This window comes from Pseudomonas chaetocerotis (assembly GCF_015712105.2).
Classification (GTDB): Bacteria; Pseudomonadota; Gammaproteobacteria; order Pseudomonadales; family Pseudomonadaceae; genus Aquipseudomonas; species Aquipseudomonas chaetocerotis.
Genome location: NZ_JACFYX020000014.1, coordinates 22,352 through 39,245, shown reverse-complemented (window position 1 = coordinate 39,245; position 16,894 = coordinate 22,352). Strand labels below are relative to the sequence as shown.

The window sequence follows — 16,894 nt, the reverse complement described above, 5'->3', positions numbered from 1 at the left end:
GAGCGCACGGTCCTCTTGACAGACGCGAGCGAAGCACTTCGCCACGCCCGCGTCTTGCATTACACTGGCGGGCGTTCACTCCTTAACCAGTCGATGAGAAGCCCGTGCTCAAAGCACTCAAGAAAATGTTCGGCAAAGCCGAAGACGAGCAGCCACAACCAGCGCCGTCACCCGTAACAGCGCCCGCCCAGAGCGGTGACGCAGAGCAGAAGCGTACCCGCAAGAACAAGCCCGCCCGCACCACCAGAGAGACCGCAGGCGATAGCCCGGCGCAGCAACAGCCCCGCCCGCCAAAGGCTGACAAGCCGCGCCGCGAGCGCCCAGCCAAACCGGTGGATACCTGGAAGCTGGAAGACTTCGTGGTCGAGCCTGCCGAAGGCAAGACGCGCTTCCATGACTTCAAGCTTGCCCCCGAGCTGATGCACGCCATTCATGACCTGGGTTTCCCCTACTGCACGCCGATCCAGGCCGGCGTACTGGGCTACACCCTCAAGGGCCAGGACGCCATTGGCCGCGCCCAGACCGGCACCGGCAAGACCGCAGCCTTCCTGATCTCGATCATCACTCAGTTGCTGCAAACCCCACCGCCGAAAGAGCGCTACATGGGCGAGCCACGCGCGCTGATCATCGCGCCGACCCGCGAACTGGTGGTGCAGATCGCCAAGGACGCTGCCGAGCTGACCAAGTACACCGGCCTGAATGTCATGCAGTTCGTAGGCGGTATGGACTTCGACAAGCAGCTCAAGCAGCTGGAATCGCGCTTCTGCGACATCCTCGTGGCCACGCCGGGCCGCCTGCTGGACTTCAACCAGCGCGGCGAAGTGCACCTGGACATGGTCGAGGTGATGGTGCTGGACGAAGCCGACCGCATGCTCGACATGGGCTTCATCCCGCAGGTGCGCCAGATCATTCGCCAGACGCCTATGAAAGGTGACCGCCAGACCCTGCTGTTCTCCGCCACCTTCACCGACGACGTGATGAACCTGGCCAAGCAATGGACGGTCAACCCGGCCATTGTCGAGATCGAGCCGGAGAACGTCGCCAGCGATACCGTCGAGCAGCACGTGTATGCCGTAGCATCGGCTGACAAGTACAAGCTGCTGTACAACCTGATCAGCCAGAACGACTGGACGCGAGTCATGGTCTTCGCCAACCGCAAGGACGAAGTACGGCGCATCGAAGAGCGCCTGACCCGCGACGGCATCAGCGCCGTGCAGATGTCCGGCGACATTCCCCAGCACAAGCGTATCCGCGCCCTGGAAGGCTTCCGCGAAGGCAAGATCCGCGTCATGGTCGCCACCGACGTCGCCGGTCGCGGCATCCACGTCGATGCCATCAGCCACGTGATCAACTTCACCCTGCCGGAAGACCCGGACGACTACGTGCACCGCATCGGTCGTACCGGCCGCGCCGGCACCAGCGGCACCTCGATCAGCTTCGCTGGCGAAGACGATGCCTTCGCCCTGCCGCCGATCGAGGCACTGATCGGCCGCAAGATCCAGTGCGAAATGCCGCCGGACGAACTGCTCAAGCCGGTGCCGCGCAAGCACTGAGCCAGCGCAAGTAGAACCAAGGCGAAGCCGCGAGGCTTCGCCTTTTTCATGCCTGAGCGTCAGTCACCCAAAACCAGCGCCCTGCCTCCTCACCATAGGCGGTATCAGCCTTGCTGCAATGGCCGGTATGGCGCCGTTTGATCTCTGCGGATGCGTCGCCCATCGAGCTGCGGGGGTGTCGTCAAAATCAGGGGGCGAGGTCAGCGCCGGGGCAAGAATGCCCGACTCCTGTTCGAACCTCACCGAACCGCTGTCCAGACTCGTCGGCCAGACGTAACTATAGACCTCGGCACCGGCAAAACTGCCTTTGGCGGTGGGCAGACGACTACCGGCCTGACCATCGACCAGTTGCTCGAAGACCAGATCGCGGCCCTCCTTGAACACCCGGGTATGCACCAGATCGAAAGTCGCCTCGACCTGCCCGCCTTCGCTGTGGATGCCTTCCGGGCCGTGGGCCCAGGCCGGGCTTGCCAGCATGACCAGTCACGCACTTGGCGTCACCGTGCTCATAAGCGTCCCTGGCCTTTGGCAAGATATTCAGCAGTGGAAATCACGGGCGCGTAGCCGAAGCTGAGCGCCGCCATGAATGCCGCATGCACGTGCTCGGCCGGCACCTTTACACCGTTGAATTGCAGATCGAGCGTGGCACAGGCGTCATGCAGCACCGTGGTGTCGTAGCCGAAATCCACCGTGGCTCGGGTGATGCCATCAACGCACATATGACTCATGTTGCCGACGATCACCACGGCGTCGATAGCGTGCCTATCGAGTACCGCCTTGAGTTCGGTTTCGCGAAACGAATTGATGTAATGCTTGAGCACCACCGGCTCGTCGCCCTGATTGATCACGCTGGGATGGATATGCGCGCCCTCGCTGCCGGGTCGAAAGAACGGCGCATCGGCGCTGGTGAACTCATGACGGATGTGCACCACCAGATCGCCGCGCTCACGAAAGGCGGCGATCACCTGCGCCGCCTTCGCGGCGGCGGCCTCGACCTTGCTCAGCGTCCATAGGCCGCCAGGGAAGTAGTCGTTCTGGATATCCACGACGATCAGGGCTGTCTGGCTACTCATGGGTCAGTCCTCGAAATGATATTGATGGTCGATCAGCTACGCAGGAAGGCCAGCATGTCCGCGCCCAGTTGTTCCTTGTGGGTATCGGTGATGCCGTGAGGCGCGCCGGGGTAGATGACCAGCTTGGCGTGTGGCACCAACTTGGCCGAAGCTCTGGCAGCGGCGTCCACGGGCACGATCTGGTCGTCATCGCCATGCAGGATCAGCGTCGGTACATCGAACTTCTTCAGGTCGTCGCTGAAGTCGGTTTCGGAGAAAGCCTTGATGCAGTCATAGGCATTCTTGTGACCCGCCATCATGCCCTGCATCCAGAACGCGTCGATCACTCCCTGCGAGGGTTTGGCACCAGGGCGGTTGTAGCCAAAGAACGGCCCACTGGCGACGTCGCGGTACAGCTGCGAGCGATCGGCGAGCGATGCTGCGCGGATGCCATCGAATACCGAGAGTGGCAGACCACCCGGATTGGCCTCGGTCTGCACCATCAACGGCGGAACAGCGGCGATCAGCCCCGCCTTGGCCACCCGGGCGGTACCATGCCGGCCGATGTAGCGCGCCACCTCGCCACCACCAGTGGAAAAACCGAACAGCGAAGCGCCACGCACATCCAGGTGATCGAGCAGTGCAGCCAGATCATCGGCGTAGGTGTTCATCTCGTTGCCATTCCAGGGCTGGCTGGAGCGTCCATGACCACGCCGGTCATGAGCGATCACCCGATAGCCGTTGCTGGCCAGGAACATCATCTGCGCCTCCCAGCTATCGGAGTTCAGTGGCCAGCCATGGCTGAGCACCACGGCCGGGCCGCTGCCCCAGTCCTTGTAGTAGATCTGTGTCCCGTCGCGTGTGGTGATGGTGCCCATGGTTCTACGCCCTCCATTCTCGGTTTGCGGATGGGCGGTACCGGGGCCTGCGCCCCGCACGCAACCGCCCAGGGGTAACAACATCACCGTTGCCAGCGCGGCAGAGCCGAGCAGCAATTGGCGACGTCCGTTATTCAAAGGTTGTTCAGGGGTTTGCGGCATGATTTGCCCCTCCCTCGGCCGAAGATCGCGGCAGACGAAGCCGCACCAGATTCCAGGTACGCACCTGCTCTTCCCACTCGTCGCCTTCGGCGGGGGTCAATGGCAACGCCAGATTGCTGATCACCATCCAGTCGCCCTGCACCACGCTGCTGGCAGGGAACAGCAAGCCCAATGGGGCTCCGCTGGCGCTGAGGCCCCGGAAACCACCGGCACGTATACGGATCAGCCCCTGTTCATCGAGCCCCAAAAGCTGGTCGACCTGATTGGCCAGCAGCCACAGCAGACCGTCGTGAAACAGCAAACCATCGGCTCCGGGCAAGCTTTCAGCCACCACCTGCAACTTGCCACCAGGCAGCGGCATTCGCAGCAGGCGGCCATCACCCGCGTTGTTGATATAGAGATGGCGCTCGCCATCATCGAGGGCTAGTCCATTGACGCCAAAGGGCAGAAAGCCCGCCGTCGCGAGGAGCGGATCACGCGACAGCACTTCAAGCGAACAGGGTTTGCAGTGCGTGGCGTCGGCGATTCGATACAGTGCGCCCTGGAAGGAGTCGGACACATAAAGATCACCATTACCAGCGAATACCAGGCCGTTGGGAGCAGGCATGCCACTGGCAGCGAACTCGATCCGATCCTGGCTACCGTCCGGGTTGTCCACCATGCGAGCCGCCGGGGCTGGCGGAACGAGCCGGGGGAAATCGAGCACATCCTCCACCGGGGTGTCCGCAGTGAAATCGGCCAGGATGCGTTGCAGCTTGCCGGCACCGAAATTGAGGATATAGAGCTGGCCGTCGGCATAGCCCAACCCGGTCAGCGGCATGCCGGCGAATGATCGCTGCGCCAGCAGGCCGCCATCGGCTGCGTAGCGAAGCAGTTGATTATTGCGCTCGGAGGTGGGCTGGCGCATATCGAACGTGCCAACGTAGATTTCGCCGTTGCGTGGGTTGGTTGCCAGGCCTTCGGGGTAGCGCACCCCTGACGGCAACTCGACGAATGGCTCGACCTCGAGCACCTGAGGCCCGAAAGACTGTGCCTGGCTGGCGGCAAACGCACCGGCCAGCACCAGGCATATGCCCAAGCTGCACGTCGACGAACTCATATAGCCTCCCCTCGCGTCGACCCACATCGAACGCTTCTGAAGGCTCGTCAGCTCGAACGGCGACTGGCGAGCGTTGAGTCGATGCTCGCCGTAGTGAATGGTCGTTCGCTACGTAAAATCGGCAAATCTCAATGCCCGGCGATTTGCCTGTTTTACGTAGCGACCACCTTTGCACGCGTGCAGCCTGAGGGCTCCCCTCCGGCCAGGACGCCGCCATGCAACCGCGAATGACGCCACGCCAGCGCGCCCGCCAGGCCGCCCATGAACAATTGCTGCAGCAGGTGCTGGAGCTGCTGCCGCTGGCCGGTGGGCGCACGCCACGTCTGACCGAGCTATGTCGAATGGTGGGCGTCAGTGAGCGGACCTTGCGCAGCGCCTTCGTGCATACGCTGGGTATGGCGCCGGCACGTTATCTGCGCCTGCGACGCCTGCACCTGCTGCGCGCCGCACTGGCCATAGCCGATGGGCAACAGAGCAGCGTCGCGGCGGTTGCACAGCGTTTCGGTTATACCGACTGCGGACGTATGGCCGCGGAGTACTACGGAGTTTTCGGCGAGTATCCCAGTACCACCTTGCAGCGACCGCTCAACGCGGGTTGAGCGGCCCGGCGAGCACGCGGCGACTGCGCAGTGATTGCGACGGCAACTCACCGAAATAGAGCCGGTACAAACCTGCGAAGCGACCGAAATCCCAGACCCCGAAACGGGCACAGATATCAGTGATGGTCTCATTGGCTTGCGCATGCACAATTGCCCGGCGGATCGCATGAAGACGATGCTGCATGAGATAGCGGTGCGGACTCATGCCCAGGTAGCGGGTGAACAGATTGCGTAATGTGCGCTCCGAGGTGCAGCACGCCTGACACAGATCGGACATATGCAGCGGCGCATCCGGTGTCACCTCCAGCAGCTCCAGGGCACGGCGGAGAATCTGCTGATGCCCGGCGTGATTTCGCGGAGCCGGCATCACCGGCAACAGGCTGCGAAACACCAGCGCCATCAACTCTGCCTGTGCTGCGCGCTCGGCCGCCGGAACATGCAGGTCCTGCGGCGCACAGTGGTCGATGCGTAACAGACGTAGCGCCAGCCATATCAGCGGCGCCAGATCCTGTTGAGCCGCGCAGACCAGGTTGCGGGAAAGAATCGACAGATCGAACTCGTCTTCATGCTGCTGCGCCCAGCGCAGTACCAGCTCGCATGACATGGCCACCGTCATCCAGCTCGCTGGCTGGCTGGCATCGATGTGGAACATGGCTTCAGGCACCATCCAGCCGATCAATCGACGGTCGAGGCGCTTGCCGCCCAGTACCGTGCATTCGTGCCGGCTCAGCGGCAGGAAGATATTGAAGAAGCCCGGCAGACCGACGCCACTGTAGACCGTGCCCGCCCCCTCGCGACCGAACATCAGCGCCACGCCATCGAGCTCGACGACACGTAAACGCCAGTCGCGCTGCTGCCGTGAACGCAGCAGATAACGGCCCTCTACCCCGTACAAGGCCTCCTCGAACTCATCGAAGTCGGCGCAGATCAACCTGCTCATCTTGCCCCCACAGCAAACGCTAGGCGCTTGGTATAGAACCACCTGGAATCAACAAGAGAAACCAGTGTAGAAGCATTCGCATCCGTTTGCCGTTCCAGTCATCTGCGCATTTCGCTCGCTACCCGATGACGTCTGTACCTTGCAGCCGAGGCGCCCAGTCCTCGACCTCGGCTTTTTCCAGGCGTCGCTCCAGGGTTCTGCGCCAGGACGGCACCAGCGGCAGGGCCAGGCATTCACGCAACAGCTCGGGCTCCACGCGCTTGTCGAACAACACCGCAGAAAGACGGCTGAGCGGCCAATCGGCATGAATGCGCTCCACCACCTGCAGCCGGTCTCCCACGCCAACGACGCCTTCCTGCAGAACCCGGTAATACCAACCGGTACGGCCGGACTGCTGCACCCTTAGCGCCAGGTTGGCAACGCCGAAGCGATCACTCAGTTTCCAGCACGGCATGCGCCCCTGGGAAACCTGCAGCAGGGCCGACCCCGCACGTATGAGGTCGCCCAGACAGACGTCATCCTCGGTCCAACCCGTGGTGCTGAAGTTTTCGCCGAAAGCACCGGGCTGCGTCAGCAGTGGATGCTCGCCCAACTCGGCCAGCCAGGCGGCATAGTGTTCGCGCGGATAGTGGTGGATGGCCTTTTCCACGCCGCCATGCACCCGCAGGTCGCCCTGCTCGTCTCCGGCCAGCCCCTGCGTGGTCACCGCCAGTGCTTCCTGGCGTGGCGCCTTGGCAATGCCGCTGCGCGAGCCAGGCCGGGTGAAAGGCAGGGCACGGCCGGTCAGCAATGCGTCGAGTTGCAGGCTGTTCATGCGGCCTCCGGGGGTTGATGTTCGCGGCAGATCAATTTGGCATCACTTGACTGCAGCGGCTCCTGAGTCAGGCCGCAGAACGGCTGGCCATCGACCTTCTGGTGAAAGCGGCAGCTACCACAGAGACCGAAGCCCGGCACATCGGTGTCGCGCTGAATTTCCCGCAGAAGGTCGGTCAGCAGGGTTTTCAACTGCCCGCCACGTGCGCCCAGGCGCTCTTCGCCGGCAGCAAGGAAATCCGGCGGCAGCAGCGTCTGCAGCAGCGCCCAGGCCGGATCGGTGAGCGCCAGGTGCACGCTGCGCTTATCGCGTGCGTCCTGCGTCTTGATGATCAGCCCCTTGCCTTCCAGCGCCTTGAGCGACTGCGACACCGTGCCCTTGGTCAGACCGAGGTAATCGGTCACCCCCAGCGGTGTATTCGAATAGTGGTTGCAGCGCGCCAGGTACATCAGCGCACTGAGCTGGATGGGCTGCAACTCGGCCAGCAGCGGGTGCTGGCGAAACCAGATACGGGTCAGGCTGGAAAGTCTTTCGAGCAGATCGAAGAGAGTCGTGTCGGTCATGTATCACTCCTTTCGAAACATAGTATCGACTAAATACCATATTGACAAAGATCGATTTGAGCGTAGCCTGTGATTCAGTATCGATTCGATACCAAATTAACAAACAGGAGATTGACCATGACTCAAGCACGCTTCTATCACGCCGGTTGCCCCGTCTGCGTATCGGCCGAACAGACCTTGTTGAACCTGCTGGCTCCGGAGGTGAAGGTGGAGATCGTTCACCTCGGCGAACAGGCCACCCGAGTGGCGGAAGCCGAACAGGCCGGGGTCAAGTCGGTCCCCGCACTGGTGGTCGAAGGCCAGGTACTACACCTGAACTTCGGCGCTTCCATCGACGACCTGAAGTAATCCAGAGCGTGCGAGACGCCCTGCGGCGTCTCGCTCCCCAGTGAGGAGAAACGATATGAAGGTGAATGTTTTCGATACCCACGTACGCACGCGTGACGGCCGCTACTTGCACTTCGATGTACTGATCGAGGGTAACGACCAGGGGCGAGCCAACCAGTTCGCCCAGGACTGGATGGCCGAACGTGGCCTGCAAGGCGACGATATCGAACAAAGCCGCTGCCAGTTCTGCCACAGCGAGCCCGCACACCCCGAAGTCGCTGCGGCCATCAGCAGCAAAGGCTATTTCATCATTCCTCTGCAAGGCTGCTAGGAGACACTCCATGAACGCGTATCGTCCCTTGAACTGCGCTCTGCACGACTACCTGGAAATTGCCTGCATGCATGGCTATCGCTTGCTGATCGAACGACTCGAAGGTCCGAGCGTCGAGGCCAGGGCGCTGACCACGCGCACGACAGCCAGCAAGGAAGAATTTCTGGTGGTGCAAGGCGACACCGGCCAGCAGGAGCTGCGCCTGGATCGGTTGCAGGCCATCACCCCGCTCAACACCGGCGCCAGCTTCGGCCGGATCGTGCTGGCTGACAGTTACTGCGCCGTCTGAGTGCCTCTCGTCTGCCTGAAACCAGGTCGCATTGCCATCCGAGGATTAATCACCCATGCCCATCTTCCGACTCACCATCCGCCATGACGATCAGTTGCTTGGGCACTTCGAGTCCGATCTGCCTGCGGCACTGCAGGCCATCCGGAAAATCTCTGCCAGCCTGAGCGAGTCAGGGTACAGTCTCGACCTGCTCGTGGCGCACAGCGAACGGCGCCTACTGGAAAGTGGCCCTGACGGCGTGCGCATGATCAGCCGGGAGCCACTGTTCGTCTCTGAACCTCTCGAGCAGTACCTGGACAGCGCCCCCTGACGAAATCACCTTGCGGATTGGATAGACGCGGCATGCAGCATTGCGATTACCTGATTATCGGCGCCGGCATTGCCGGCGCTTCGACCGGCTATTTTCTCGCCCGCCACGGCAGGACGCTCCTGCTCGAGCGTGAAGCGCAGCCCGGTTATCACGCCACCGGCCGCTCGGCCGCACTGTACACCGTGGCCTACGGCACGCCGCAGGTCCGCGCGCTGACGGCCGCGAGCCGCGCCTTTTATGACGCACCGCCAGCCGGTTTCGCCGAACATCCCTTGCTGACGCCGCGCGGCGAGCTGGTGGTGGATTTCAGCGGTGACGCCGCCGAGTTGCAGCGCCAGTACGCGCAAGCCCGCGAGCATGTCACCGAGGCTCGCCTGCTCGGCGCTGACGAGGCCTGCGCGCTGGTGCCTGTGCTGCGCCGTGAGCGCGTGCATGGCGCACTGTTCGACCCCAGCGCCGCCGATATCGATACTGCAGCGCTGCACCAGGGTTACCTGCGTGGCATCCGCCAGCAAGGTGGTGAGATTCACTGCAACCGCGACGTGCTGACGATCACCCGCCAGGCTGGCGGCTGGCAGGTGGATTGCGCCGGGCAAAGCTACTACGCGACCGTGCTGATCAATGCCGCCGGTGCCTGGTGCGATCAGATCGCGCACCTGGCCGGGCTGCCCGGCATCGGCCTGCAGCCCAAACGCCGTGCGGCCTTCACCTTTGACGGTGCGCCGGGTGTCGACTGCCAGGCCTGGCCGGCGTTGGTAAGCCTGGATGAGTCCTTCTATTTCAAACCCGATGCCGGCCTGCTGTTGGGCTCACCCGCCAATGCCGACCCGGTGGTGCCGCATGACGTGCAACCGGAAGAGCTCGATATCGCACTGGGCATCCATCAGATCGAGGCACACACCACCCTGCAGATTCGCCGCCCGGCGCACACCTGGGCCGGCCTGCGCAGCTTCGTCGCCGACGGCGATCTGGTCGGCGGCTTCGACACTCACGCCGATGACTTCTTCTGGGTAGCAGCACAGGGCGGCTATGGCATCCAGACCAGCGCAGCCATGGGCCAGGCCTGTGCGGCGCTGATCCGCCGGCAGTCGCTGCCGGAACACCTGGTAAAAGCCGGCCTTGACGAGGCGATACTCAGCCCGCGGCGTCTGCTGGGCTGAGCAGTTGGCAGAGTCTAGCCACCAGCGGCCTCGGTTTTTGCGGGCACCTGCCGCTCTCGGCACACTCGACTCCACCCCCGATCCCGCCCTCAGCGATCAGGTAGCGGCCATTCTGCTACGGCAGGACCGCCGGGCAGCAGGGTCCGGCGCGGCAGCAGCCGGCAGTACGTTTTCAGCGCACGCTGGGGCAGATCCTTGGTTACAGACTCGCAAAGTGTTCGTAGAGTATCGTCGCGCCGACGAGCACCAACACAACGCCACCGACGATCTCGGCACGCTTGCCGACCAGTTGCCCCAGCATACGCCCTAGCAACATGCCCAATGTCACCATCAGGGTGGTGGCCAGACCGATACAAATTGCTGCGACCACGATGTTCACTTCGACGAAAGCCAGGCTCACGCCAACGGCCAGCGCGTCGATGCTGGTGGCCACGGCAGTGACGAACAAGACCCAGAAGGAATGGCGCGAGGGTTTGTCTTCAGGCGCGTCGTCATCGGCGCCTAGACCGGCATGGATCATGTGCAGACCAAGTCCGACCAGCAGTACGAAGGCGATCCAGTGATTCCATTCAAGAACGAAACGACTGGCCGCCTGGCCGATCAGCCAACCGATGATTGGCGTGAGGGCCTCAATGCAGCCGAAGATCACACCGGCGCGCAGGGCTTCAGCAAAGCGAGGTTTATGCAGACCCGAGCCCTTGCCGATGGCTGCAGCGAAGGCATCCGTCGACATGGCGAAAGACAGAAGAACTAGCGAAAGAGGATTCAAGGGAAACTCCAACCGGGCATGAGTCAACGACAAGTCACTGCGCGCCCGACCAGGCACAGGACAGTCGTTGGTCTCACCAATCCCAGCGGATGCATTGGCCACGGCAGGTTGCCGAGAATGTTGACCAATGCGCCGACGCTAGCGCGACGGCAGGCTACTCCCCAAAGAAGGGCGCAGGGTAATCCCATATGCCCCGAGAAGGAAGTGGCGGCGCGCCAAATTGCTCAGCAGTAGCCGATGCCGCCAGCCAGAAATCAGGTTTCCACACCCTGCTCTAGGGGTTTCTCGGACTCCTCCTGCTGCGCCTCGGCGTCTTGCTCCTTCTCGTCCTTGCCCAAGGCGCGATTGGTGGACTCCTGCAGAGAGTCCACCTGGCGGTTGACCTCATCGACCACTTCGCCGACCGAGTCGTTGATCAGCGCCTGCGCTTCCTTCTTCGCCTCCTCAGCGAGTTTCTGCGCGGACTGTTCGGCCGCATCGCAGCCGACCAGAGCCATCAACGCCAAGCCCAGTGCGACAGGTGCAAGTCGGTTTTTCCAGTGTTTGTGCATCATGGTTCTCCAGTTGCGAAAGCCTGGCCAGACATCGTGCATAGCCGGGCTAGAGTCTGTGATCAGATCTGCGCGGGCGGCTGACCGCGAGTCTTGTACAGCGACAGCAGCACACCACCGATCAGCAGGCCCAGGGTCACGCTCAGGGACACCGCCGCCGGAATCTTGCCGATGATGCCGACCAGGAAGATCTTCGCGCCGATGAACACCAGCACCAGCGCCAGCGCGTACTTGAGGTAGGCGAAGCGGTGGATCAGCGCGGCCAGGGCGAAATACAAGGCACGCAGGCCGAGGATGGCGAAGATGTTCGAGGTGTAGACGATGAACGGATCCTGAGTGATGGCGAAAATCGCCGGCACGCTGTCGATAGCGAACACCAGGTCCGCGCACTCGATCAGGATCAGCGCCAGGAACAGCGGCGTTACCCACAGCACGCTGCGGCCCTTGCCATCGTCCTGACGGACGAAGAAGCGCTGGCCATGCAGATTCTCGGTCACACGCAGGTGCTTGCGCAGGAACTTCACCAGCACGTTGTTCTGCAGATCAGGCGCATCGTCGAGCTTGGAGAACAGCATCTTCACGCCGGTGAAGAACAGGAAGGCGCCGAACACGTAGAGGATCCAGGCGAACTCGTGGATCAGCGCGGCGCCCAGGCCGATCATGATCGCCCGCAGTACCAGCACGCCCATGATTCCCCAGAACAGTACCTTGTGCTGGTACTGCCGTGGAATGGCGAGAAAGCTGAAGATCATGGCCATGAGAAACACGTTGTCCATCGACAGCGATTTCTCGATCAGAAAGCCGGTGAGGTAATCCATGCTGGCGTCGCCGCCCTTCTGGAAGAACACCCAGACGCCGAACAGCAGACCTGCGGTGATGTAGCCGGCCGACAACAATAGGCTTTCGCGCACGCCGATCTCGCGGTTATCGCGATGCAGCACACCAAGGTCGAAGGCCAGCAGGGAGATGACGACAGCAATGAAGACCAGCCACAACCAGGTGGCCGTGCCGAGGAAGTCGGCGAAGAGAAACGGTTCCAGGGCGGTCATGAGCCCCTCCTACAGTCAGATTGAACAGACTGTGATCCGACATCGCGGGGTTAACCGCCAGAGGGGCCCGGTATCACGGGCGCAACGATACTCAGGCCGCGAACGCTGCTCAACGAGACGACTTTTGCAAAGTATTTCCGGCTCTACGACGCCACAGAGCCTGCTGCCGTCTAAAGGGTTCGCTGCTTCACTGAACATATCCGAAGGTTTCAGAATAACCCGAGCTGCCCATCCACCAGCCGCTCGAACTCGCCGCCAACGAACGGCAGGATGGCATCAGCCACAGGCTTCAACTGGCGGCTGATGTAGTGCTCGTAGTCCACTGGCGCCAGCAGACGCTCCAGCGGTTGCGGCCCGCCCGTGGTGATCAGGTAGCTGATCCAGCCGCCGCGCTGGTACTGCAAGGGCCTGCCAAGATGCTGGTTGTGCTCGTCGGCCAGGCGCGCAGCACGCACGTGTGGCGGTACGTTGCGCTGATAGTCATCGAGGCGCCGACGCAGGCGCTTGCGGTAGACCAGTAGCTCGTCCAGCTCGCCCGCCAGGGTGCGTTTGACGTAGTCGCGCACGTAGTCCTCGTAGGCCTGACCGGCGAACACCAGACGGTACAGCTCCTGCTGGAAGCGCTGGGCCAGCGGCGACCAGTCGGTGCGTACCGTCTCCAACCCCTTGAATACCATGCGCTCGCTGCCATCGGCGGCGCGCACCAGGCCGGCGTAGCGCTTCTTGCTGCCCTCTTCGGTGCCGCGGATGGTGGGCATGAGAAAGCGTCGATAGTGGGTTTCGTACTGCAACTCCAGCGCGCTGGTCAGGCCGTATGCCTGCTGCAGATGCTCGCGCCACCAGGCGTTGACCTTGCTCACCAACCCACGACCGATCCGCGCGGCATCTTCCTCGCCATGCGCACTCCCGAGCCAGACGAAGGTGGAATCGGTATCGCCATAGATCACCGCATGCCCCTCGGCTTCGATCAGTTCGCGCGTGCGCTTCATGATCTGGTGCCCACGCAGGGTGATCGACGAAGCCAGACGCGGATCGAAGAAGCGGCAGCCGCTGGAGCCGAGCACGCCGTAGAACGCGTTCATGATGATCTTCAGAGCCTGTGACAAGGCTGCATTGCCGTCACGCTTGGCCACCTCTCGCCCCTGCCAGACACGCTCGACGATGGCCGGCAGACAATGCCGGGTACGCGAGAAGCGCGCGCCGCGAAAGCCCTCCACCGAGTGTTCGTCATCCGGCTGGTGCAAGCCTTCGACCAGGCCCAGCGGATCGATCAAAAAGCTGCGGATGATCGACGGATACAGGCTCTTGTAGTCCAGTACCAGCACCGAGTCGTAGAGACCGGGGCGCGAATCCATGACGAAGCCGCCAGGGCTGTTTTCGCCGCGAATGTCGCCGAGGTTCGGCGCGACGAAACCCAGGCGATGCATGGGCGGCAGGTACAGGTGGGTGAAGGCGGCCACCGAACCGCCACTGCGGTCGGCCGCCAGGCCGGTGACGCTGGAGCGTTCCAGCAGGAAGGCAAGCAGATCGGTGTGAGCGAAGATGCGCGTGACCAGCTCGCAGTCCTTGAGGTTGTACCGGGCCAGCGCCGGCTTGTCCTCGTCGAACATGCGCTGGATCTCGTCCATCCGCGCATAGGGCGTGTCGATGGCCTTGCCCTCGCCGAGCAGGGTCTGCGCCACCGACTCCAGGCTGAACGAGGGGAAGCTCCAGGTGGCCGAGCGCAATGCCTCGATACCATCGATGATCAGCCGCCCGGCCGCCTCGGCGAAGTAGTGCTGGCTGCTGTTGTGCTGGCGCCAGCCCATCACGTCACCGCCACGCCCCAGAATCAGTGGCACCTTGAGTTGCTCAGCGTGATCGCGCAACACGCGCAGGTCGAACTGCACCAGGTTCCAGCCGATGATGGCGTCCGGATCGTGCCGCTGCAGCCAGTCATTCAGCCTTTCGAGCAGCACCTTGCGGCTGTCGCAGTACTCCAGGTCGAAGTCGAGGATGCTGGCGTCACCGTTGGCCGGGCCGAGCATGTACACCTGACGCTGGCCGCAACCTTCCAGGGCAATGGAATACAGCTCACCACGGGCGCTGGTCTCGATATCCAGCGACACAAGGCGCAGCGCCGGACGGTAATCGGCAGCAGGCTTGAGCGACCTGCAGAGCAGGCTGCCGTCCTCCTGCTCGATACCGTCGAACAGCACGCTGGCGGTGATAAAGCGCTCCATCAGATAGCGATCCGGCGGACGGATATCGGCCTCGTAAACGTCCACGCCGACCTGGCGCAGCTTCTTCTCCAACTGCAGCAACTGGCGGTACTGGCGGCAGTACAATCCCAGCACCGGGCGATGCTTGAAGTCGCGCAATGCGAGCTCGCGTAGCTCGACACCCGGCTCGGTGCGCAGCAGTGATTCGGCCCAGGCGCGCTGCTCGACAGGGATGAAAGCCACCGACTCCTGGCACGGCAGGCGTATCTGGCGTGGGCCGGCATCGGTGGCCAGCCAGAAGGCCACCTCGGTGCCCTCCGGCGTGTCGCGCCAATGGCGGCTGAGCACGAAGCCTTGCTGGGGTTGCGTCATTGGGATTGGGTCACGGGGTGCACGGCAGATCATGGGCAGCCTGTAGGAGCGGCTTTAGCCGCGAAAGTCGCCGCTAAAGCGCCTCCCACAGGATTAGGCGCCTCAAACTGGCAAGCCATTCTACGCGAGCAGTTACAATGGCGCCTTTTCCGCGGAATAACGCGATGAGCCACACACCTCCCTACGGCATCGGTGATGCGTCCTACCAGGCCGCAGGCGGCATCGACGGCCTGCGCCGACTGGTCGACGACTTCTACCGGCTGATGGACGAACGCCCCGAGGCCGCTGCTCTGCGTGCCCTGCACCCAGCCGACCTGAGCGCCCCGCGCGACAAGCTGGCGTGTTTTCTCAGCGGCTGGCTGGGCGGGCCGCGCCTGTTCGCTGAAAAATACGGCAGCATCAGCATCCCGGCCTTCCATTCGCAATGGCCGATCGATCAGGCGCTGGCCGAAAGCTGGCTGAGCTGCATGGCCGGCGCCGTCGCCCTGCAGGGCTATGCGCCCGCCTTCGCCGACTACCTGCTGATCCAACTGCGCGTGCCCGCCGAACGCTCGGTGCAAGCCAGCCAAAACCGCCACCGCAAGGAAACCTGACATGAATGACGAACTGATCATCGAAGACCTGCAACCCGGCGACGGCAAGGCCGTGGTCAAGGGCGCCCTGATCACCACCCAGTACCGTGGCTGGCTGGAGGACGGCAGCGAGTTCGACTCCTCCTACTCGCGCGGCAAACCCTTCCAGTGCGTGATTGGTACCGGCCGGGTGATCAAGGGCTGGGACCAGGGGCTGATGGGCATGCAGGTTGGCGGCAAGCGCAAGCTGCAGGTGCCAGCACATCTGGGTTATGGCGAGCGCAGCATGGGCGCGATTCCGCCCAACTCCAACCTGATCTTCGAGATCGAGCTGCTGGAAGTGCTGACCCGCGATGACTGACACTGCCCTGGCCGTCCTGCGTGAGCACCTGCTGCAGGCACTGGAAAACCACCCCGGCTCGGAAACTCGCCGCCTGTTCCACGGCCGTGGTCGCTGCTGGCCTGGGCTGGAGCAGATCACCGTCGACTGGCTGTCAGGCATCGTTCTGGTGATGCTGTTTCGCGAACCCGAAGCGGAGCACCTTGCCGCCCTGTATGAACTGCTGGACGAGCTGACTCGCTCACCGCAGTGGCAGCACAGCGGTGCACGCGGCCTACTGCTGCAACATCGTCACCGAGAAGGCAGCGAAAGCGAGTGGCTGGCCGGCGAACCGCAGACACAGTGGCAGATCACCGAGCACGACCTGCATTACCTGCTCGACCTGGGCAGCAAGCAGAACAGCGGGCTGTTTCTCGATATGCGCCTAGGCCGGCAATGGGTACGGGAAGAAGTACGCGGCAAGCACGTGCTCAACCTGTTCGCCTATACCTGCGGTTTCTCCGTCGCGGCCATCGCAGGCGGCGCAGAACGAGTGGTCAACCTGGACATGGCACGCGCCGCGCTGTCACGCGGGCGCGACAACCATCGGCTGAACGAGCACGACCTGAGTCGGGTGGAGTTTCTCGGCCACGAGCTGTTCAAATCCTGGGGCAAGGTGCGCAAGAGCGGGCCCTATGACCTGGTGATCATCGATCCACCGACCTTCCAGAAAGGCAGCTTCGCCCTCACCCAGGACTACCGCAAGATCCTGCGCCGCCTGCCAGAGCTGCTGAACGACAATGGCACGGTGCTGGCCTGCGTCAATTCACCGGATATCGGCCCATCATTCCTGATCGACAGCATGGCCGAGGAAGCGCCGCAACTGCACTTCGAACGGCGCCTGGACAACCCGCCGGAGTTTGCGGATATCGATCCGAACAGCGACCTGAAGGCACTGGTGTTCCGGCAGAGTTAACCCTTCGT

21 protein-coding genes and 1 riboswitch are annotated in these 16,894 nt (G+C 62.8%); of the genes, 10 read left to right on the top strand and 11 right to left on the bottom strand.

Going from position 1 to position 16,894, the window contains the following annotated elements:
* Positions 1-104: 104 nt before the first annotated feature.
* Positions 105-1,553 (top strand): ATP-dependent RNA helicase RhlB, encoded by a 1,449-nt coding sequence (gene rhlB, locus H3221_RS21485; RefSeq protein ID WP_196476787.1) that lies wholly within the window; start codon positions 105-107, stop codon positions 1,551-1,553.
* A gap of 63 nt (positions 1,554-1,616) precedes the next feature.
* Here rhlB and H3221_RS21480 read toward each other — a convergent pair whose 3' ends face one another.
* From H3221_RS21480 to H3221_RS21465, 4 genes are all read right to left on the bottom strand, one after another.
* Positions 1,617-2,030, bottom strand: a complete 414-nt coding sequence (locus tag H3221_RS21480; RefSeq protein ID WP_224490731.1) for a hypothetical protein — start codon at positions 2,028-2,030, stop codon at positions 1,617-1,619.
* Between the two features lie 29 nt (positions 2,031-2,059).
* The gene (locus H3221_RS21475) at positions 2,060-2,626 is read right to left on the bottom strand and encodes a cysteine hydrolase family protein (protein WP_196476788.1); all 567 of its coding nucleotides are present in this window, start codon (positions 2,624-2,626) and stop codon (positions 2,060-2,062) included.
* 32 nt (positions 2,627-2,658) lie between these two features.
* Positions 2,659-3,483: an alpha/beta fold hydrolase gene (locus H3221_RS21470; protein ID WP_196476817.1), complete on the bottom strand. Its 825-nt coding sequence runs from the start codon at positions 3,481-3,483 to the stop codon at positions 2,659-2,661.
* Positions 3,484-3,628: 145 nt separating this feature from the next.
* Positions 3,629-4,744, bottom strand: a complete 1,116-nt coding sequence (locus H3221_RS21465; RefSeq protein ID WP_196476789.1) for an SMP-30/gluconolactonase/LRE family protein — start codon at positions 4,742-4,744, stop codon at positions 3,629-3,631.
* Positions 4,745-4,959: 215 nt separating this feature from the next.
* Here H3221_RS21465 and H3221_RS21460 point away from each other — a divergent pair, with 215 nt between their 5' ends.
* Positions 4,960-5,343, top strand: coding sequence for a helix-turn-helix domain-containing protein (locus H3221_RS21460; RefSeq protein WP_196476790.1), 384 nt, complete (start codon positions 4,960-4,962; stop codon positions 5,341-5,343).
* Here the strand turns inward: H3221_RS21460 and H3221_RS21455 are convergent.
* The 3 genes from H3221_RS21455 to H3221_RS21445 form a co-directional block, all read right to left on the bottom strand.
* Positions 5,330-6,283, bottom strand: a complete 954-nt coding sequence (locus H3221_RS21455; RefSeq protein WP_224490729.1) for a helix-turn-helix domain-containing protein — start codon at positions 6,281-6,283, stop codon at positions 5,330-5,332. The genes H3221_RS21460 and H3221_RS21455 overlap by 14 nt on opposite strands.
* A gap of 118 nt (positions 6,284-6,401) precedes the next feature.
* Complete coding sequence (locus tag H3221_RS21450) at positions 6,402-7,097, bottom strand: MOSC domain-containing protein (RefSeq protein WP_196476791.1); 696 nt, start codon at positions 7,095-7,097, stop codon at positions 6,402-6,404.
* Positions 7,094-7,660: a MarR family winged helix-turn-helix transcriptional regulator gene (locus H3221_RS21445; RefSeq protein WP_196476792.1), complete on the bottom strand. Its 567-nt coding sequence runs from the start codon at positions 7,658-7,660 to the stop codon at positions 7,094-7,096. Before H3221_RS21445 ends, H3221_RS21450 begins: the two co-directional genes overlap by 4 nt.
* Positions 7,661-7,777: 117 nt before the next feature.
* Here H3221_RS21445 and H3221_RS21440 point away from each other — a divergent pair, with 117 nt between their 5' ends.
* Genes H3221_RS21440 through H3221_RS21420 form a run of 5 tightly spaced genes read left to right on the top strand, consistent with a single transcriptional unit; the run spans position 7,778 to position 10,077 of the window.
* Positions 7,778-8,008 carry a thioredoxin family protein gene (locus tag H3221_RS21440; protein ID WP_192984650.1) on the top strand — a complete coding sequence of 77 codons (231 nt, stop codon included), beginning with the start codon at positions 7,778-7,780 and terminating at the stop codon, positions 8,006-8,008.
* Between the two features lie 55 nt (positions 8,009-8,063).
* Complete coding sequence (locus H3221_RS21435) at positions 8,064-8,318, top strand: DUF2024 family protein (protein WP_017675261.1); 255 nt, start codon at positions 8,064-8,066, stop codon at positions 8,316-8,318.
* Between the two features lie 10 nt (positions 8,319-8,328).
* Entirely contained in the window at positions 8,329-8,607 is a 279-nt protein-coding gene (locus H3221_RS21430) for a Rho-binding antiterminator (RefSeq protein WP_196476793.1), read from the top strand.
* Between the two features lie 55 nt (positions 8,608-8,662).
* Positions 8,663-8,917, top strand: coding sequence for a cytoplasmic protein (locus H3221_RS21425; RefSeq protein WP_196476794.1), 255 nt, complete (start codon positions 8,663-8,665; stop codon positions 8,915-8,917).
* 32 nt (positions 8,918-8,949) lie between these two features.
* Positions 8,950-10,077 (top strand): NAD(P)/FAD-dependent oxidoreductase, encoded by a 1,128-nt coding sequence (locus tag H3221_RS21420; protein ID WP_196476795.1) that lies wholly within the window; start codon positions 8,950-8,952, stop codon positions 10,075-10,077.
* 199 nt (positions 10,078-10,276) lie between these two features.
* Here the strand turns inward: H3221_RS21420 and mntP are convergent, their stop codons facing one another.
* The 4 genes from mntP to H3221_RS21400 all read right to left on the bottom strand — a co-directional run bounded on the left by mntP (position 10,277) and on the right by H3221_RS21400 (position 15,019).
* Entirely contained in the window at positions 10,277-10,846 is a 570-nt protein-coding gene (gene mntP / locus H3221_RS21415; protein ID WP_196476796.1) for a manganese efflux pump MntP, read from the bottom strand.
* A 5-nt stretch (positions 10,847-10,851) separates the two neighbouring features.
* A riboswitch (yybP-ykoY riboswitch) is annotated at positions 10,852-11,024 on the bottom strand.
* Between the two features lie 76 nt (positions 11,025-11,100).
* Positions 11,101-11,400, bottom strand: coding sequence for a hypothetical protein (locus H3221_RS21410; protein ID WP_224490726.1), 300 nt, complete (start codon positions 11,398-11,400; stop codon positions 11,101-11,103).
* Positions 11,401-11,459: 59 nt separating this feature from the next.
* A complete protein-coding gene (locus H3221_RS21405) occupies positions 11,460-12,446 on the bottom strand; it encodes a TerC family protein (RefSeq protein ID WP_196476797.1) in 987 nt (328 codons plus the stop codon).
* Positions 12,447-12,655: 209 nt separating this feature from the next.
* A complete protein-coding gene (locus tag H3221_RS21400; protein WP_196476798.1) occupies positions 12,656-15,019 on the bottom strand; it encodes a DNA polymerase II in 2,364 nt (787 codons plus the stop codon).
* Positions 15,020-15,183: 164 nt separating this feature from the next.
* On the opposite strand from H3221_RS21400, the gene H3221_RS21395 reads away from it, so the two are divergent.
* Genes H3221_RS21395 through H3221_RS21385 form a run of 3 tightly spaced genes read left to right on the top strand, consistent with a single transcriptional unit; the run spans position 15,184 to position 16,886 of the window.
* Positions 15,184-15,612: a group II truncated hemoglobin gene (locus H3221_RS21395; protein WP_196476799.1), complete on the top strand. Its 429-nt coding sequence runs from the start codon at positions 15,184-15,186 to the stop codon at positions 15,610-15,612.
* A gap of 1 nt (position 15,613) precedes the next feature.
* Positions 15,614-15,952, top strand: coding sequence for an FKBP-type peptidyl-prolyl cis-trans isomerase (locus tag H3221_RS21390; RefSeq protein ID WP_196476800.1), 339 nt, complete (start codon positions 15,614-15,616; stop codon positions 15,950-15,952).
* Positions 15,945-16,886: a class I SAM-dependent methyltransferase gene (locus H3221_RS21385; RefSeq protein ID WP_196476801.1), complete on the top strand. Its 942-nt coding sequence runs from the start codon at positions 15,945-15,947 to the stop codon at positions 16,884-16,886. The genes H3221_RS21390 and H3221_RS21385 overlap by 8 nt, the downstream gene beginning before the upstream one ends.
* Positions 16,887-16,894: the final 8 nt, after the last annotated feature.

Excerpts from the sequence above, each read along its gene's own strand:
- H3221_RS21400 (WP_196476798.1), bottom strand. The coding sequence starts at position 15,019 with ATGACGCAACCCCAGCAAGGCTTCGTGCTCAGCCGCCATTGGCGCGAC.
- H3221_RS21450 (WP_196476791.1), bottom strand. The coding sequence starts at position 7,097 with ATGAACAGCCTGCAACTCGACGCATTGCTGACCGGCCGTGCCCTGCCT.
- H3221_RS21420 (WP_196476795.1), top strand. The coding sequence starts at position 8,950 with ATGCAGCATTGCGATTACCTGATTATCGGCGCCGGCATTGCCGGCGCT.
- H3221_RS21465 (WP_196476789.1), bottom strand. The coding sequence starts at position 4,744 with ATGAGTTCGTCGACGTGCAGCTTGGGCATATGCCTGGTGCTGGCCGGT.
- H3221_RS21455 (WP_224490729.1), bottom strand. The coding sequence starts at position 6,283 with ATGAGCAGGTTGATCTGCGCCGACTTCGATGAGTTCGAGGAGGCCTTG.
- H3221_RS21470 (WP_196476817.1), bottom strand. The coding sequence starts at position 3,483 with ATGGGCACCATCACCACACGCGACGGGACACAGATCTACTACAAGGAC.
- H3221_RS21435 (WP_017675261.1), top strand. The coding sequence starts at position 8,064 with ATGAAGGTGAATGTTTTCGATACCCACGTACGCACGCGTGACGGCCGC.
- H3221_RS21475 (WP_196476788.1), bottom strand. The coding sequence starts at position 2,626 with ATGAGTAGCCAGACAGCCCTGATCGTCGTGGATATCCAGAACGACTAC.
- H3221_RS21405 (WP_196476797.1), bottom strand. The coding sequence starts at position 12,446 with ATGACCGCCCTGGAACCGTTTCTCTTCGCCGACTTCCTCGGCACGGCC.
- H3221_RS21445 (WP_196476792.1), bottom strand. The coding sequence starts at position 7,660 with ATGACCGACACGACTCTCTTCGATCTGCTCGAAAGACTTTCCAGCCTG.
- H3221_RS21480 (WP_224490731.1), bottom strand. The coding sequence starts at position 2,030 with ATGCTGGCAAGCCCGGCCTGGGCCCACGGCCCGGAAGGCATCCACAGC.
- H3221_RS21385 (WP_196476801.1), top strand. The coding sequence starts at position 15,945 with ATGACTGACACTGCCCTGGCCGTCCTGCGTGAGCACCTGCTGCAGGCA.
- H3221_RS21425 (WP_196476794.1), top strand. The coding sequence starts at position 8,663 with ATGCCCATCTTCCGACTCACCATCCGCCATGACGATCAGTTGCTTGGG.
- H3221_RS21440 (WP_192984650.1), top strand. The coding sequence starts at position 7,778 with ATGACTCAAGCACGCTTCTATCACGCCGGTTGCCCCGTCTGCGTATCG.
- H3221_RS21430 (WP_196476793.1), top strand. The coding sequence starts at position 8,329 with ATGAACGCGTATCGTCCCTTGAACTGCGCTCTGCACGACTACCTGGAA.
- H3221_RS21460 (WP_196476790.1), top strand. The coding sequence starts at position 4,960 with ATGCAACCGCGAATGACGCCACGCCAGCGCGCCCGCCAGGCCGCCCAT.
- H3221_RS21410 (WP_224490726.1), bottom strand. The coding sequence starts at position 11,400 with ATGATGCACAAACACTGGAAAAACCGACTTGCACCTGTCGCACTGGGC.
- H3221_RS21395 (WP_196476799.1), top strand. The coding sequence starts at position 15,184 with ATGAGCCACACACCTCCCTACGGCATCGGTGATGCGTCCTACCAGGCC.
- H3221_RS21390 (WP_196476800.1), top strand. The coding sequence starts at position 15,614 with ATGAATGACGAACTGATCATCGAAGACCTGCAACCCGGCGACGGCAAG.